18 protein-coding genes are annotated in these 16,285 nt (G+C 58.6%); 17 read left to right on the forward strand and 1 reads right to left on the reverse strand.

What is annotated here, in order from left to right:
• Positions 1 to 19: 19 nt before the first annotated feature.
• Positions 20 to 598 carry a Maf family protein gene (locus tag ACP7BO_RS04085; protein WP_397456021.1) on the reverse strand — a complete coding sequence of 193 codons (579 nt, stop codon included), beginning with the start codon at positions 596 to 598 and terminating at the stop codon, positions 20 to 22.
• 105 nt (positions 599 to 703) lie between these two features.
• On the opposite strand from ACP7BO_RS04085, the gene ACP7BO_RS04090 reads away from it, so the two are divergent.
• The 17 genes from ACP7BO_RS04090 to araG all read left to right on the forward strand — a co-directional run bounded on the left by ACP7BO_RS04090 (position 704) and on the right by araG (position 16,268).
• Entirely contained in the window at positions 704 to 1,231 is a 528-nt protein-coding gene (locus ACP7BO_RS04090; RefSeq protein ID WP_060691107.1) for a YceD family protein, read from the forward strand.
• A 13-nt stretch (positions 1,232 to 1,244) separates the two neighbouring features.
• A complete protein-coding gene (gene rpmF / locus ACP7BO_RS04095) occupies positions 1,245 to 1,427 on the forward strand; it encodes a 50S ribosomal protein L32 (RefSeq protein ID WP_003442519.1) in 183 nt (60 codons plus the stop codon).
• Positions 1,428 to 1,431: 4 nt separating this feature from the next.
• A complete protein-coding gene (gene plsX, locus ACP7BO_RS04100) occupies positions 1,432 to 2,442 on the forward strand; it encodes a phosphate acyltransferase PlsX (protein WP_060691108.1) in 1,011 nt (336 codons plus the stop codon).
• Positions 2,443 to 2,568: 126 nt separating this feature from the next.
• Positions 2,569 to 3,507 (forward strand): ACP S-malonyltransferase, encoded by a 939-nt coding sequence (gene fabD / locus ACP7BO_RS04105; RefSeq protein ID WP_426208726.1) that lies wholly within the window; start codon positions 2,569 to 2,571, stop codon positions 3,505 to 3,507.
• 16 nt (positions 3,508 to 3,523) lie between these two features.
• Positions 3,524 to 4,267 carry a 3-oxoacyl-ACP reductase FabG gene (gene fabG / locus ACP7BO_RS04110; RefSeq protein ID WP_426208728.1) on the forward strand — a complete coding sequence of 248 codons (744 nt, stop codon included), beginning with the start codon at positions 3,524 to 3,526 and terminating at the stop codon, positions 4,265 to 4,267.
• A gap of 191 nt (positions 4,268 to 4,458) precedes the next feature.
• A complete protein-coding gene (gene acpP, locus ACP7BO_RS04115; protein ID WP_003442511.1) occupies positions 4,459 to 4,695 on the forward strand; it encodes an acyl carrier protein in 237 nt (78 codons plus the stop codon).
• Positions 4,696 to 4,806: 111 nt separating this feature from the next.
• The gene (gene fabF / locus ACP7BO_RS04120; RefSeq protein WP_397456024.1) at positions 4,807 to 6,051 is read left to right on the forward strand and encodes a beta-ketoacyl-ACP synthase II; all 1,245 of its coding nucleotides are present in this window, start codon (positions 4,807 to 4,809) and stop codon (positions 6,049 to 6,051) included.
• Positions 6,051 to 6,869 (forward strand): aminodeoxychorismate lyase, encoded by an 819-nt coding sequence (gene pabC, locus ACP7BO_RS04125; protein WP_426208730.1) that lies wholly within the window; start codon positions 6,051 to 6,053, stop codon positions 6,867 to 6,869. The genes fabF and pabC overlap by 1 nt, the downstream gene beginning before the upstream one ends.
• A gap of 3 nt (positions 6,870 to 6,872) precedes the next feature.
• Complete coding sequence (gene mltG / locus ACP7BO_RS04130; RefSeq protein ID WP_397456025.1) at positions 6,873 to 7,958, forward strand: endolytic transglycosylase MltG; 1,086 nt, start codon at positions 6,873 to 6,875, stop codon at positions 7,956 to 7,958.
• Between the two features lie 22 nt (positions 7,959 to 7,980).
• Entirely contained in the window at positions 7,981 to 8,613 is a 633-nt protein-coding gene (tmk, locus tag ACP7BO_RS04135) for a dTMP kinase (RefSeq protein WP_426208732.1), read from the forward strand.
• Positions 8,606 to 9,592 carry a DNA polymerase III subunit delta' gene (locus tag ACP7BO_RS04140; protein WP_060691115.1) on the forward strand — a complete coding sequence of 329 codons (987 nt, stop codon included), beginning with the start codon at positions 8,606 to 8,608 and terminating at the stop codon, positions 9,590 to 9,592. The genes tmk and ACP7BO_RS04140 overlap by 8 nt, the downstream gene beginning before the upstream one ends.
• A 32-nt stretch (positions 9,593 to 9,624) precedes the next feature.
• Positions 9,625 to 10,410 carry a TatD family hydrolase gene (locus ACP7BO_RS04145; protein WP_397456027.1) on the forward strand — a complete coding sequence of 262 codons (786 nt, stop codon included), beginning with the start codon at positions 9,625 to 9,627 and terminating at the stop codon, positions 10,408 to 10,410.
• Between the two features lie 409 nt (positions 10,411 to 10,819).
• On the forward strand, positions 10,820 to 11,461 hold the full coding sequence (locus ACP7BO_RS04150) for a TetR/AcrR family transcriptional regulator (protein ID WP_060691117.1): 642 nt from the start codon (positions 10,820 to 10,822) through the stop codon (positions 11,459 to 11,461).
• 95 nt (positions 11,462 to 11,556) lie between these two features.
• Positions 11,557 to 12,525, forward strand: coding sequence for a GTP 3',8-cyclase MoaA (locus tag ACP7BO_RS04155; RefSeq protein WP_397456029.1), 969 nt, complete (start codon positions 11,557 to 11,559; stop codon positions 12,523 to 12,525).
• A gap of 314 nt (positions 12,526 to 12,839) precedes the next feature.
• Entirely contained in the window at positions 12,840 to 13,658 is an 819-nt protein-coding gene (locus ACP7BO_RS04160; protein ID WP_060691119.1) for an SDR family oxidoreductase, read from the forward strand.
• A gap of 60 nt (positions 13,659 to 13,718) precedes the next feature.
• Complete coding sequence (locus tag ACP7BO_RS04165; RefSeq protein ID WP_397456030.1) at positions 13,719 to 14,723, forward strand: substrate-binding domain-containing protein; 1,005 nt, start codon at positions 13,719 to 13,721, stop codon at positions 14,721 to 14,723.
• Positions 14,724 to 14,735: 12 nt separating this feature from the next.
• Entirely contained in the window at positions 14,736 to 16,268 is a 1,533-nt protein-coding gene (gene araG, locus ACP7BO_RS04170; protein ID WP_426208736.1) for an L-arabinose ABC transporter ATP-binding protein AraG, read from the forward strand.
• The last annotated feature ends 17 nt before the right edge of the window (positions 16,269 to 16,285 follow it).

The following is a 16,285-nucleotide window of genomic DNA, read 5'->3' on the forward strand; positions in this document are numbered from 1 at the left end:
AGATGGCCGGTTTTTTTGTTTAGGGAGTGGCTACGCCTTCGGCGAGCAGCATGTCGACCAGACGAATAAGCGGCAGGCCGACCAGGCTGGTGGCGTCGTCGCCTTCGGTGCGCTGGAAGAGGCTGACTCCCAGGCCTTCTGCTTTAAAGCTGCCAGCGCAATCGTAGGGCTCCTCGGCGAGCAGGTAGCGTTCGACTTGTTCCGGGGTGAGGGCGCGCATGTGGACGGTGAAGGGTACGCAGTCTGTCTGATAGCGGCCTGTCTGGCTGTTGAGCAGGGTCAGGCCGGTGAGAAAGGTTACGCTGGCGCCGCTGGCGTCAAGAAGTTGCTGGCGCGCCTTGTCAAAAGTGTGAGGTTTGCCGATGATCTGTCCGTTGAGCGCTGCCACCTGGTCGGAGCCGATGATCAGGTGTTCGGGATGGAGGGTGGCAAGTGCCCGGGCTTTTTGCAGGGACAGGCGTTTAACCAGTTCGACGGCTGATTCCCCGGGGCGGTGGCTTTCGTCAATGTCGGGTGAGCTGCAACTGAAAGGCAGGCGCAGGCGAGCCAGTAGATCACGGCGATAAACCGAGCTTGAAGCGAGTAATAAAGGCAGCATGCGCGTCTCCTGTGGGCGGTCAGGGATTCTAACGATCGTACAGGATGTCGCACAGGCACAATTTCCTTTGACAGGTGAAGGGGTCGTCCCTAGAATGCTGCGCCTATGTTGAATGACCCGATTCCACCTCACGTTGACCCGCGCAAATTAGCTGATCGTGGCACTACCCTCCAAGGTGAAGTGCTGCTGGCTGATTTGGAGAGACTCTGCGACCCGCTTTCCGATACTCTCGGAACGGTCCAGGCGAAATTTGTTTTTGAACGAGATGAACGTAGGTCTGTGGTCATCCACAGCTCTATCGACACCGAAGTCAAAATGGTTTGCCAGCGTTGTCTTGAGCTGGTCACCCTGCCGATCCACAGCGAGTGCAGTTATGCTGTGGTGAAAGAGGGTGCGAACACCCAGTCGTTACCGCAAGGTTATGACGTGCTGGAGCTGGGCGAGGATCCTTTGGATCTGCTGGCACTGATCGAGGAAGAGCTTTTGCTCGCCTTGCCCATTGTGCCTGCTCATCATCCGGAAGAATGCCAGCAGCCGGCGGGTCTCGATGAGCCCGATCCAGGCGAGGACGAGGTAACGCGGTCCAACCCGTTCAGTGTATTGGCGCAGTTAAAGCGTGACCCAAACGTTTAGGAGTTAATTAATTATGGCTGTTCAGCAGAACAAAAAATCCCGCTCTGCCCGTGACATGCGTCGTTCGCACGATGCTCTTTCGGCTAGCACTCTATCTGTAGAAAAAACCACCGGTGAAATTCACCTGCGTCACCACGTATCGCCAGAAGGCGTATACCGTGGTCGTAAAGTGATCGACAAGGGCGCTGACGAGTAATCACTTGTCCGTTCAGGTCATCGCGATCGACGCAATGGGCGGGGACTTCGGTCCCCGCAGCATTGTTCAGGCATGTATTGCTTGCCTGTCTGCTACTCCCTCGTTACACCTGACCCTCGTCGGTCAACCCTCCGAACTTGAAAACCTGATTGCCAGCTATTCGGCTGTAGATCGTACGCGCCTGACTATTACCCCTGCCTCAGAAGTTATCGCCATGAATGAACGGCCTTCGCAAGCTTTGCGCAGCAAGCCGGATTCTTCGATGCGTGTGGCGCTGGAGTTGTTGCGTGACGGCAAGGTGCAGGCGTGCGTGAGCTCCGGTAATACCGGGGCGCTGATGGCGCTGTCACGGCATGTGCTCAAGACCTTGCCGGGGATTGATCGTCCGGCAATGGTGGCGGCGGTCCCGACTCAAACCGGCTACTGTCAGTTGCTGGATTTGGGGGCCAATGTCGATTGCACTGCCGCACAGCTGTTTCAGTTTGCGGTGATGGGCTCGGTGGCGGCGCAGGCGCTGGGTATTCTCCGTCCGCGGGTTGCCTTGCTCAATATCGGCACCGAGGACGTTAAGGGCAACCAGCAGGTCAAGGAGGCCGCAGCATTGTTGCAGGCGGCACCGGGGCTCAATTACATCGGCTTTGTTGAAGGTGACGGCGTGTATCGGGGTGAGGCGGATGTGGTGGTGTGCGATGGGTTTGTCGGCAATATTTTGCTCAAGTCCAGCGAAGGCCTGGCGACAATGATTTCGAGCCGTATACAGGCCGTCTTCAAACGCACGCTGTTCAGTCGCTTTATCGGTGCGCTGGCATTGCCGCTAATGCGGCGTTTGCAGGCTGATCTGGCACCCGCCCGGCACAATGGGGCCAGTTTTCTCGGGTTGCAGGGCATTGTTATCAAAAGTCACGGTTCGGCAGGTGCTCAGGGCTTTCAGAGTGCAATAGAGCGCGCACTGATTGAAATCCATGAAGACCTGCCAAAGCGTTTGTATGGACGCCTTGAAGGGTTGTTGCCGTAGGCGTTTTGCCGGCCGGGCGCTTAAATGTGACTGCTCGGTCTAATCTGCCATCCAACTGTCAGTTTCTTGCGTCCGCCACGGCAGGACGTCAATTCTCCGACGACAAGATCATTAGGGGCTTGTTACATGTCTACATCCCTCGCATTTGTCTTTCCAGGGCAGGGTTCGCAGTCCCTCGGCATGTTGGCCGAGCTGGGCGCGGCTCATCCGCTGGTCATTGATACCTTTAAAGAAGCTTCCGATGCTCTGGGTTACGACCTGTGGGCAGTGACCCAAGAGGGTCCGGCTGAGAAGCTCAATCAAACAGATATTACCCAGCCAGCCATTTTGACCGCCTCGATTGCCTTATGGCGTCTGTGGCTGGCCGAAGGCGGCAAGCATCCGGATTTTGTTGCAGGTCACAGCCTGGGCGAATACAGCGCGCTGGTTGCTGCCGGCTGCCTGAGCCTGGCGGATGCGGTAAAACTCGTTGAGCGTCGTGGGCAGCTGATGCAAGAGGCTGTTCCGGCTGGTCAGGGCGCCATGGCGGCGATTCTGGGGCTCGAAGACGCCGTTGTGCTGCAGGCCTGCGCAGAGGCTGCGCAGGGCGAAGTAGTCAGTGCTGTTAACTTCAACTCGCCGGGCCAGGTCGTAATTGCCGGTTCCAAGGCTGCTGTCGAGCGCGCCATGGAGCTGTGCAAGGCTGCTGGAGCCAAGCGTGCGCTGCCGTTACCGGTCAGCGTACCTTCGCACTGTGAGCTGATGCGTCCAGCTGCAGAGCGCTTCGCCGAGTCGATTCAAGCCATTGACTGGCAAGCGCCGCAGACTCCGCTGGTGCAGAACGTCAGCGCTGCGGTAGTGAAAGATCTGGAAACCCTTAAGCGCGATCTGCTTGAGCAGTTGTACAAGCCTGTGCGCTGGGTTGAGTCGGTACAGGCGCTTGCAGCCAGCGGTCCGGTTGATTTGGTTGAGTGCGGTCCGGGCAAGGTCCTGGTTGGCATCAGCAAACGTTGCGCTGAAGGCGTAACCACTCACAACTTGAATACCCCAGATGCCTTCGCCGCCGCGCGTTCGGCACTGGCCTGAATTAGGAGAAGCCTGCATGAGCTTGCAAGGTAAAGTCGCACTGGTAACAGGTGCCAGCCGTGGTATTGGCCAGGCTATTGCTCTGGAATTGGGTCGTCAGGGCGCCGTTGTAATCGGCACTGCTACGTCGCAAGCCGGTGCCGAGCGCATTGCTGCCACCCTGAAAGAACACGGTGTTCAGGGCACAGGCATGGAACTTGATGTTACCAGCGATGAATCAGTTGCTGCGGTGCTGAACAGCATCCAGGAGCAGTTCGGTGCGCCGGCAATCCTGGTCAATAATGCCGGTATCACCCGCGATAACCTGATGATGCGGATGAAAAATGACGAATGGCATGACGTCGTCGACACCAACTTGAACAGTCTGTTTCGCCTGTCCAAGGGTGTTTTGCGCGGCATGACCAAGGCCCGTTGGGGACGAATTATCAGTATTGGCTCTGTTGTGGGTGCCATGGGCAACGCAGGCCAAGTAAACTATGCCGCCGCCAAGGCTGGCCTGGAAGGTTTCAGTCGTGCGCTGGCACGTGAAGTGGGTTCGCGCTCGATTACTGTCAACTCGGTAGCACCAGGGTTTATCGACACCGATATGACCCGTGAGTTGCCAGAAGCACAGCGTGAAGCCTTGCTGACACAGATTCCGCTGGGCCGTTTGGGCCAGGCCCAAGAGATTGCAAACGTGGTCTCTTTCCTGGCTTCTGACGGTGCAGCCTACGTGACCGGAGCTACAATCCCGGTCAACGGCGGGATGTACATGAGTTAAATGTGACGGATTGCTTCAAAAAAATGTCATACGAGCTGTCTAAAATCCGTTATAAAGCTGCAATCTATTTATAGGCAGAGGGTCGTTGAGGGATGAGTGCAAAGCTTTCAGTTGAAAAACTGAAAAGTCTTTCGATACACTTGCCCGCTGGCCAGCTGCCTGAATTTGTCCATTAGGAGTGAAAACAAGGTATGAGCACCATCGAAGAGCGCGTCAAGAAAATCGTAGCCGAGCAACTGGGCGTTAAAGAAGAAGAAGTAGTAAACACTGCTTCCTTCGTTGAAGACCTGGGTGCCGACTCCCTTGACACCGTTGAGCTTGTGATGGCTCTTGAAGAGGAATTCGAGACTGAAATTCCTGACGAAGAAGCTGAAAAGATCACGACCGTACAAGCTGCTATCGATTACGTGACTAACCACCAGGCTTAATTGCTTGTAATCGTTGCTCGCTGTTATGGAAAAACCGCACTGCCGCTCTGGCGTGCGGTTTTTTCTTTAGGTGTGAGGCAAAGTGTCGTCAATAGAATAAAGGAGAGTGCTGTGTCGCGTAGACGCGTCGTAGTCACCGGTATGGGGATGTTGTCGCCACTGGGTGCAGATGTACCAAGCTCCTGGCAAGGCATTCTGGCAGGCCGAAGTGGCATTGGTCTGATCGAACACACGGATCTTTCTGCCTATTCCACCCGTTTTGGCGGCTCGGTACAGGGTTTTAACGTTGAGGATTACCTCTCCGTCAAAGAGTCCCGAAAACTTGACCTGTTTATTCAATACGGTCTGGCCGCCGGGTTTCAGGCTGTGCGTAATTCCGGCCTGGAAGTCACAGATGCCAATCGTGAGCGCATCGGTGTGGCAATGGGGTCCGGTATTGGTGGTTTGACTAATATCGAAGAGACCAGTCGTACCCTGCACGAGCAAGGCCCGCGACGGATTTCTCCGTTTTTTGTGCCAGGTTCGATCATCAATATGATTTCCGGGTTTCTGTCTATCCATTTGGGTACGCAGGGCCCCAACTACGCCATTTCTACAGCGTGTACCACGGGTACGCACTGCATCGGCATGGCGGCGCGCAATATTGCTTACGGCGAAGCCGACGTGATGATTGCCGGCGGCGCCGAAATGGCCGCTTGTGGTCTGGGCATGGGTGGCTTTGGCGCCTCGCGTGCGCTGTCGACCCGCAACGACGACCCGGCGCGAGCCAGCCGTCCCTGGGACAAAGGCCGTGACGGCTTTGTGCTTTCTGATGGTGCCGGTGCGCTGGTGCTTGAAGAGCTTGAGCATGCCAAGGCTCGTGGTGCGACCATTTACGCTGAGCTGATCGGCTTTGGCATGAGTGGTGACGCGTATCACATGACCTCGCCTCCGGCTGACGGTGCGGGTGCTGCACGCTGCATCACCAACGCCTTGCGCGACGCCAAAATAAACGGCGATCAAGTGCAATACATCAACGCCCATGGCACGTCGACCCCTGCGGGTGACCTGGCAGAAGTGTCGGCGATCAAGTCGGTGTTTGGCGAACACGCCTACAACATGGCAGTAAGTTCGACCAAGTCCATGACCGGTCACTTGCTGGGTGCTGCCGGCGCGGTAGAGGCTATCTTCAGCGTGCTGGCGATCAACAGCCAGATTGCCCCGCCAACCATCAACCTCGACGAACCGGATGAAGGCTGCGACCTCGACTTCGTGCCGCACAAGGCGCGCGAAATGCCGATCGACGTGGTGCTGTCCAACTCATTCGGCTTTGGCGGTACCAACGGCTCGTTGGTGTTCCGCCGGTTCACCGACTGATGCAGAGCTGGGTCGACGGTCGGCCGGCGAACGCTTTGGCGTCGCTCAAGGACCGTGGGCTGGCCTACGGCGATGGTCTGTTCGAGACCATCGCCGTCAAGGCTGGCAAACCGCTGCTGCTGGACCTGCACCTGCAGCGTCTGGCACTCGGTTGTACCCGACTGGTAATTGCTGCGGACATGTCATTGATCCGCAGCGAATTGCTGGCCTATGCAAAAGCAATGGGCGAGGGCGTCCTCAAGTTCATCCTGACCCGTGGCGACAGTCTGCGCGGTTACGGCGCCTGCCCCGAGGCTCATCCTCGAAGAATTCTGCAAGCCAGTCCGGCTGCTGCTTACCCGCAGGCGCATGCCGAGCAGGGCGTTCAGCTGTTTGACTGTGCCACCCGTCTGGCCGAGCAGCCGCTGTTGGCGGGGCTCAAACACCTCAACCGTCTGGAACAGGTGATCGCGCGCTCTGAATGGCAAGACCCGGCCTATGCCGAGGGCTTGATGCGCGACACGTCAGGGCGGGTCATCGAAGGCGTGTTCAGCAACCTGTTTCTGGTTCGCAACGGGGCCTTGCTGACCGCCGACCTGCAACGCTGCGGTGTGGCCGGTGTAATGCGTGCTGCGCTGCTGGCTGAAGCCGGGCAGCTGGGCATCCCTTGTCATGTCACTGACATCAGCCTGGCGCAGTTGCAGCAGGCCGATGAACTCTTTCTCTGCAACAGCGTATATGGCATCTGGCCTGTTCGCGCGTTTGCAGACCTGAGCTGGCCGGTGGGGCCGCTCACCCGTAAACTGCAAGGCATTGCTCGCACCCTATTGGATGTTTGATTCGTGAAACGTAAATTCTTGGTGCTGCTGGAGACAGGTCTGGTGCTGGCCGGATTACTGCTGGGCGCAAGCGCCTGGAAGCTCAATTCGGCGCTGGACCAACCGCTCAACCTGACACAAGAGCAATTGCTCGACGTACCGCCAGGCGCGACCCCGACCGGCACCTTCAATCGTCTGGAAGCCGAGGGCACACTGGACGATGCTTTCTGGCTGCGTCTGTACTGGCGCTTCAATCTTGAGGGCCAGCCCCTGCACAGCGGCGAATACCGCATGACCCCCGGCATGACCGCCCAGGACCTGATTGGTGTGTGGCAGCGTGGCGAAGTGGTGCAATACAGCCTGACCCTGGTCGAAGGCTGGAACTTTCGCCAGGTACGCAGTGCCCTGGCAAAGCATGAAAAAATCGAGCAGACCCTCGACGGTTTAAGCGACAGCGAAGTCATGGCCAAACTCGGGCACCCCGGGGAATTTCCGGAAGGCCGGTTCTTTCCGGACACCTATCGCTTCGTGCGAGGCATGACCGACGCGCAACTTCTCGAGAAGTCCTACAACCGTCTGGAGAAAGTGCTGGCACAAGAGTGGGAGCAGCGTGACCCTGCCGTGCCCTATGCCGACCCGTACCAGGCGCTGATCATGGCCTCGCTGGTAGAGAAAGAAACCGGTGTTCCCCAGGAACGCGGGCAGATTGCCGGGGTATTTGTGCGCCGCATGAAAATCGGCATGCCGCTGCAAACTGATCCGACCGTCATCTACGGGTTGGGCGAGCGCTACAACGGCAAGCTCACTCGCAGCCATCTGCGAGAGCCCACGCCGTACAACACCTATACCATTCCCGGTTTGCCGCCGACGCCGATTGCCATGGTCGGGCGTGAAGCGATTCATGCCGCCTTGCATCCGGTCGACGGCAGCAGCCTGTACTTTGTCGCCAAGGGCGATGGTAGCCACACATTTTCCGATGATCTGGATGCGCACAACAATGCCGTGCGCGAGTTCCAGATCAAGCGTCGGGCCGACTACCGTTCAAGTCCTGCACCGACACCTGCTGCCGAACCGGCGAGCCCTGCGGTCGAGCCGCAAAGCCCGCAATGACACTGATTAAGGATTGCTGCCTGTGACTGGCTTGTTTATTACCCTGGAAGGTCCCGAAGGCGCGGGCAAAAGCACCAATCGCGAATACCTGGCCGAGCGCCTGCGCAACGCCGGTATCGACGTGGTACTGACCCGCGAGCCCGGCGGCACGCCACTGGCCGAGCGGATTCGCGAGCTGCTGCTGGCACCCAGCGATGAAGCCATGTGTGCCGACACCGAGCTGCTGCTGGTGTTCGCCGCCCGTGCCCAGCATCTGGCCGAAGTGATTCGCCCGGCACTGGCCCGCGGCGCCGTGGTGCTGTGCGATCGCTTCACCGACGCCACCTACGCTTATCAAGGTGGCGGCCGCGGTTTGTCACAAGAGCGCATCGCCAGCCTCGAAACCTTCGTGCAAGGTTCATTGCGCCCGGACCTGACCCTGATCTTTGATCTGCCGATTGAAGTCGGCATGGCCCGGGCCAGCGCCCGTGGCCGGCTTGACCGCTTCGAGCAGGAAGGCCGCACGTTCTTTGACGCGGTGCGCAGCACTTACCTCAAACGCGCCGAGGCAGAACCCGCGCGTTATCGCCTGGTAGATGCCGCCCAGTCACTGGAAAACGTTCAACTGCAGCTGGATGCCTTGCTGCCGGAACTGCTGGATTTGCACCGTGGCTGAGGCCTATCCGTGGCAAGACAGCCTGTGGCAGCAAATGGCCGGGCGTGCCCAGCATGCTCACGCCTACCTGCTGCACGGGCCTGCGGGCATCGGCAAGCGCGCGCTGGCCGAGCGGCTGATGGCCAGCCTGCTGTGCAAGCAGCCGGTCGGGCTTGAAGCCTGCGGGGCGTGCAAGTCTTGCTCGTTACTGGCGGCGGGCAGCCATCCCGACAACTACATCCTGGAACCCGAAGAGGCCGACAAGGCAATCAAGGTCGACCAGGTGCGGGATCTGGTCAGTTTTGTGGTGCAAACCGCACAGCTGGGCGGGCGCAAAGTGGTATTGGTCGAGCCGGTCGAGGCGATGAACATCAACGCCGCCAACGCCTTGCTCAAAAGTCTTGAAGAGCCGTCCGGCAACACCATTCTGTTGTTGGTCAGCCACCAGTCCAGTCGCCTGTTGCCGACCATCCGCAGTCGTTGCGTGCAGCAGGCCTGTCCACTGCCGGGCCAAGCCATGAGCCTTGAGTGGCTGGCCGGGGCGTTGCCCCAGTGCAGCAGCGAAGAGCGGGTTGAATTGCTGACCCTGGCCGCGGGTTCACCCCTGGCCGCTGTCAAGCTGCAGGCACAAGGTGTGCGTGAACAGCGGGCTACGGTAGTGGCCGGGGTAAAAAAACTGTTGAAGCGCGAGCTGTCAGCGACGCAATTGGCTGAAAGCTGGAATGCCATACCGTTGCTGCTGCTGTTTGACTGGTTTTGCGACTGGTCGAGTTTGATCCTGCGTTATCAATTGACCCAGGACGAGTCTGGCCTTGGTCTGGAAGACATGCGCAAAGTGTTGCAATACCTGGCGCAGAAAACCCCGCAGGACAAGGTGCTGAATATTCAGGACTGGATTCTTGCGCAACGGCAAAAAGTGCTGAGCAAAGCCAACCTCAACCGGGTGTTGTTGCTTGAGGCATTACTGGTGCAGTGGGCGAGTCTGCCCGGCCAGCGTTGATTTGATTGAATGGTTAAGCAGGTAATTTTTGTATGCTCGTAGACTCCCATTGCCACCTCGATCGCCTTGATCTGAGCGCCCACGACGGCTCGCTGGATGCAGCCCTTGAAGCCGCCCGCCAGCGCGGGGTCGGGCATTTTCTGTGCATCGGCGTGAGTGCCGATAACGCCGGTGATGTCAAAGCCCTGGCGGATCGCTATGCCGATGTCGATTGCTCGGTAGGTGTCCACCCGCTGGATGTGCAGCCAGGTGCTGCGCCGGCGCTGGACTGGCTGTTGAACGAGCTGAATCACCCGCGCGTGGTAGCCATTGGCGAAACCGGCCTGGATTACCACTACGAGCCAGAGGCCGCGCAATTACAGCAACTGTCGTTCCGGGTCCACCTGGAAGCGGCGCAGCAGACCGGCAAGCCGGTAGTGATCCATACCCGCGGAGCACGCGCCGATACCTTGGCCATGCTGCGTGAAGCGGCGCTGCCCAATGCTGGCGTGTTGCATTGCTTCACTGAAGACTGGGATATGGCTAAAGCCGCCCTGGACATGGGGTATTACATTTCATTGTCGGGCATTGTGACCTTCCGTAATGCCGACGCCCTGCGTGATGTGGCCAGCAAAGTGCCGGCTGATCGTCTGCTGGTTGAGACCGACTCGCCTTATCTGGCGCCGATTCCCTATCGTGGCAAGCCGAACCTGCCGCAATACGTACGTGAAGTCGCCGAGTTCCTGGCCATGTTGCGCGGTGAGTCCTACGAGCGTTTTGCCGAGCAGACCACCGAAAACTTCAAGCGCCTGTTCCCCCTGGCCCGGGTTCAGGGCTAGCCCCAACACACTGCAGGAGCGGGCTTGCTCGCGAGCTGTTCAATGTGAAACAAAAGCTCGCGAGCAAGCTCGCTCCTGCAGTGAGTGGCAAAAAAAAACCCGGACTCTGGGGAATCCGGGTTAAGACCATTAGGAGTAAAACAAAGGCCTACACTCCATTGTTGCCTTGGTCGGCGAAACACTTGGGGGGGATGTCGCGCCGACACCCTAAGTATTGGTCAGGTTTGTTTAACGTCCAGTCGCGATTGATCATTTTTTAAACAGATTTGGAATACTCGTAATTCGTTTGAGTGCTCATATTGTTTATATGAATTCATCGTCAAACGTTATCCGCAGGATGGTCCGTGCAATTTAGCGTGACTAATGCATAATACTGCGCTTCGATTTTGACCCGAACAGACCTTTTCTTATGCATAAAGAACCCCGTAAGGTCCGTGAGTTTCGTCGCCGCGAGCAAGAAATTCTCGATACCGCGCTCAAGCTGTTCCTCGAACTTGGTGAAGACAGCGTCACCGTCGAGATGATTGCTGATGCCGTAGGTATCGGCAAAGGCACGATTTACAAGCATTTCAAGTCCAAGGCCGAGATCTATCTGCGCCTGATGCTCGACTACGAGCGTGATTTGAATGAGCTGCTGCATTCCGCTGACGTTGATAAAGACAAAGAGGCGCTGTCGCGTGCCTACTTCGAATTTCGCATGCGTGACCCTCAGCGCTACCGGTTGTTTGACCGCCTTGAAGAAAAGGTCGTCAAAGGCAATCAGGTGCCTGAGCTGGTGGAAGAGCTGCACAAGATCCGCGCTTCAAACTTTGAGCGCCTGACCCTGTTGATCAAGGGCCGCATCAGCGAAGGCAAGCTCGAAGACGTGCCACCGTACTTCCACTATTGCGCGGCCTGGGCGCTGGTGCACGGCGCGGTAGCGCTGTATCACTCGCCGTTCTGGAGCAATGTGCTGGAAGACCAGGAAGGGTTCTTTCAGTTCCTGATGGATATCGGCGTGCGCATGGGCAACAAGCGCAAACGTGATACGGATACCCCGGCTGTCGAGTAACCCTGTCAGGCCTATACTCGGTTCTGGGGCTTGCCAAAACTTGAGTTCTGAGTCAAGTTTTGGCGCGCTTTATATTCCCCGTGCCGGAGTCATCCATGATTGTTGATCGCCAAGGCAGACGTTTTCGCAATTTGCGTATCAGTCTGACGTCTGCCTGCAACTATGCCTGTACCTACTGCGTGCCCAACGGCAAGCGGCTGGTAGCAGCGCAGGATGAACTGTCGGCCGAGGCCATGGTGCGCGGCGTGGCCTACCTGATCGAAGCCGCAGGCATCGAGCGCTTGCGCATCACTGGCGGCGAACCGCTGGTCAGTCCCAAACTCGAAACCTTTATGCGTGCAGTGGGCCAGTTGGGCTTGAGTGATATCAGCCTGACCACCAACGGCCAATTGCTTGCGCGAAAATTGCCGCTGCTGGTGGACGCCGGGATACGCCGTCTTAACGTCTCCCTCGATACCCTGGACCCTGTTGCGTTCCGCAGCATTGCCCGGGGCGGCGACTTGCCGACAGTACTCGACGGCATGCAACAGGCCAGCGCCGCGGGGATCAAAATCAAGGTCAACATGGTGCCGTTGCGCGGGCAGAACCTGGACCAGGTAATGCCGCTGCTGGACTACTGCCTTGAGCGCGGCTACGAGTTGCGCTTTATCGAATTGATGCGCATGGGGCATCTGGCCAGTGATGGCAACGCCTTCCTGCAACAGTTCGTCAGCCTGCAACAACTGTTGTCGCTGATTGGCGAGCGCTACGAATACCTGCAGGCCGATGCACCGGTCGATGCCACGGCGGTGCGTTATCAGATCCCGGGGTTCGGTCACTTTGGTGTGATTGCCAACGAAAGCGTCCCGTTCTGCCGCACCTGCTCGCGGCTGCGGCTGTCGTCCACCGGGTGGCTGCACGGCTGCCTGTCGTCGAGCAATCGCCACTATGTCGGCGATCTCCTGAACAAGCCCCGCCACCAGGCCCTGCCAGCGCTGCAAAGCCTGCTGGTCAAAGCCCTGGGTGACAAGCAGGACGTCGCCTTCTCGGGCGGCGCCACTGTGATGAAAATCATCGGCGGCTAACCCTTCCTTATTGAAAGAGCGAGCTTGCTCGCGAGCTCTTAAAAGGCTCGCGAGCAAGCTCGCTCCTACAGATATTTATGCTTAATCCCTGTATATGGGACGCAAAATTATATATTGAGACTTTCCCGTTTCCGGGTTTATAGTCGGCATCAGCTCCACGCACTCACACTAAAAAAATAAAACAGGTGAAGTGATGCCCAGATATCCCAGGATTCCCCTGCGCGCCCGTGTGACTCCCCCATACCCCAGGTTTCTAGGCCGGCCATCGACAGATGTCCGGTTTTCGTCGTGCCTTTTTTTTGGAGTTTTGATCCATGGCTGAAGCCCTTTCCTTGCCGCCGGTACCTGCGCCGCCCCGTGGTGAGCGCCTGAAAAACAAGGTAGTGGTGCTCACCGGCGCCGCTCAGGGCATCGGCGAGGCGATCGTTGCCAGCTTCGTCTCGCAACAGGCGAAAATGGTCATCAGCGATATCCAGGCCGAAAAGGTCGAGAAAGTCGCCGCCCATTGGCGTGAGCAAGGGGGCGATGTGCAGGCCATCAAGGCCGACGTGTCGCGCCAGGCTGATCTGCATGCCATGGTCGCGCTGGCCATGGAGTTGCATGGCCGGGTCGATGTGCTGGTCAATTGCGCCGGGGTCAATGTGTTTCGCGATCCGCTGGAAATGACCGAGGACGACTGGCGCCGCTGTTTCGCCATCGATCTGGATGGCGCCTGGTATGGCTGCAAGGCGGTATTGCCACAGATGATCGAGCAGGGCGTCGGTAGCATCATCAACATTGCCTCCACCCACTCCAGCCACATCATTCCGGGCTGCTTCCCGTACCCGGTGGCCAAGCACGGCCTGCTGGGGCTCACCCGCGCGCTGGGCATCGAGTACGCGCCCAAAGGCATCCGCGTCAACGCCATCGCCCCCGGCTACATCGAGACCCAGCTCAACGTCGATTACTGGAACGGTTTCGCCGATCCCCATGCCGAGCGCCAACGGGCCCTTGATCTGCATCCGCCACGGCGTATCGGCCAGCCGCTGGAAGTGGCCATGACCGCGGTGTTCCTGGCCAGCGATGAGGCGCCGTTCATCAATGCGTCCTGCATCACCATCGATGGCGGGCGCTCGGTGCTTTACCACGATTGAGGCAATGGCCCGACCTGTCAGGTTTTCAAACACTTTAAAAATAACAACAAGGAGTTTGCCATGAACCGTCGTCCCATCATTCGTAGCCTGTGCTGCGCAGCCCTGGCGGCTACTGCATTGAGTCTGAGCAGTGCTTTGCTGGCTGGCGACCCGGTCAAGATCGGCTTTCTGGTCAAACAGGCAGAAGAGCCCTGGTTCCAGACCGAGTGGGTGTTCGCAGAAAAGGCCGCCAAGGACAAAGGCTTCGAGCTGATCAAAATCGCCGTGCCCGATGGTGAGAAGACCCTGTCGGCCATCGACAGCCTGGCGGCCAACGGCGCCCAGGGCTTTGTCATCTGCCCGCCGGATGTCGGCCTGGGCCCGGCGATCATGGCCAAGGCCAAGGCCAACGGTTTGAAAGTGATCGCTGTCGATGACCGCTTTGTCGATGCCAACGGCAAGTTTATGCAAGAGGTGCCGTACCTGGGCATGGCGGCGTTCGAAGTCGGCCAGAAACAGGGCAATGCGATGGTCGCCGAAGCGAAAAAACGCAACTGGGACTGGAACGATACCTACGCCGTAATCAACACCTTCAATGAACTGGACACCGGTAAAAAACGCACCGACGGCTCGGTCAAATCCCTCAAGGACGCGGGCCTGGCGGATGATCACATTCTGTACTCGGCGCTTAAAACCCTCGACGTCCCCGGCAGCATGGATGCCACCAACTCGGCATTGGTCAAACTGCCCGGCGGCGCGAAAAACCTGATTATTGGCGGCATGAACGACAGCACCGTGCTCGGCGGGGTGCGGGCCACGGAAAGCGCCGGTTTCGCCGCTGCCAACGTCATCGGGATCGGCATCAACGGCACCGACGCCATTGGCGAACTGAAAAAGGCCAACAGCGGTTTCTACGGCTCCATGCTGCCGAGCCCGCATATCGAAGGCTACAAGACGGCGACCATGATGTTTGAGTGGATTACCGAAGGCAAAGAACCGCCGCTGTACACCGCCATGGACGAAGTAACGCTGATTACCCGGGACAACTTTCAGGAAGAGCTGACCAAGATCGGTTTGTGGAATTGAGTCGAGGTCACTATGCAGCAGCCATTAGCCACTTCAGCACTGACGAGCAACACCGACAGCCTGCGCTTCAATGGCATCGGCAAGCATTTCCCCGGGGTCCAGGCGCTGGCCAATATCAGCTTTGTCGCCCATCCCGGCCAGGTGCATGCGCTGATGGGCGAGAACGGTGCCGGTAAATCCACCCTGTTGAAAATTCTTGGCGGTGCCTACACCCCAAGCAGCGGCAACTTGCAGATCGGCGAGCAATTGCTGGTCTTCAAATCTACCGCCGAAAGCATCGCCAATCGGGTCGCGGTGATCCATCAGGAGCTGCACCTGGTGCCGGAAATGAGCGTGGCCGAGAACCTGTTTCTCGGCCACCTGCCGGCGCGTTTTGGCCTGATCAAACGCGGGGAATTGCGGCGCAATGCCCTGCAGTTGCTCAAGGGCCTGGCGGATGAAATCGACCCGCAGGAGAAGGTTGCCCGCTTGTCGCTGGGCCAGCGCCAACTGGTGGAAATCGCCAAGGCACTGTCCCGCGGGGCCCATGTCATTGCCTTCGATGAACCCACCAGCAGCCTCTCGGCGCGGGAAATCGACCGCCTGATGACCATCATCGAGCGCCTGCGTGACGAAGGCAAAGTGGTGCTCTATGTCTCTCACCGCATGGAAGAAGTATTCCGCATCTGCAACGCGGTCACTGTGTTCAAGGATGGTCGCTATGTGCGCACCTTCGAGCACATGAGTGAGCTGAGCCATGACCAGTTGGTGACCTGCATGGTCGGTCGCGACATTCAGGATATTTATGACTATCGCCCCCGTGAGTCTGGCGAAGTGGCGCTCAAGGTCGACCGCTTGCTCGGGCCGGGGCTGCGCGAGCCGGTGAGTTTTGAGGTGCACAAAGGCGAGATTCTCGGCCTGTTCGGGCTGGTGGGCGCCGGGCGTACCGAACTGCTACGCCTGCTCGGCGGGCTGGCCCGTCACAGCGGCGGCCAGGTAGAGCTGCAAGGCGTTGCACTCAAGCTGCGTTCGCCCCGGGATGCAATTGCTGCCGGGGTGCTGCTATGCCCGGAGGACCGTAAAAAGGAAGGCATCATTCCTTTGGCCAGCGTCGCGGAGAACATCAACATCAGTGCCCGTGGCGCCCATTCCACCCTGGGTTGCCTGTTGCACAGCGAGTGGGAGCGCAGCAATGCCGACCGGCAGATCCGTGCCCTGAATGTGAAGACCCCGGCCGCGTCGCAGAAAATCATGTACCTGTCCGGGGGCAATCAGCAAAAAGCCATCCTCGGGCGCTGGCTGTCGATGCCGATGAAAGTGCTGCTGCTTGACGAGCCGACCCGGGGCATCGATATCGGCGCCAAAGCGGAGATCTACCAGATCATCCACAGCCTGGCAGCCAGCGGCATTGCGGTGATCGTGGTGTCCAGCGACCTGATGGAGGTGCTGGGGATCAGCGACCGCATTCTGGTTTTGTGCGAAGGCGCGGTCAGCGGTGAACTGCCGCGAGCCCGGGCCAATGAATCGAACCTGTTGCAAATGGCCTTGCCCCGCCAGCGCGGCTAACGGCGTGACCCACTGAG

It is taken from the genome of Pseudomonas sp. TWR2-1-1 (assembly GCF_049897045.1).
In the GTDB taxonomy this organism is placed as follows: domain Bacteria; phylum Pseudomonadota; class Gammaproteobacteria; order Pseudomonadales; family Pseudomonadaceae; genus Aquipseudomonas; species Aquipseudomonas versuta.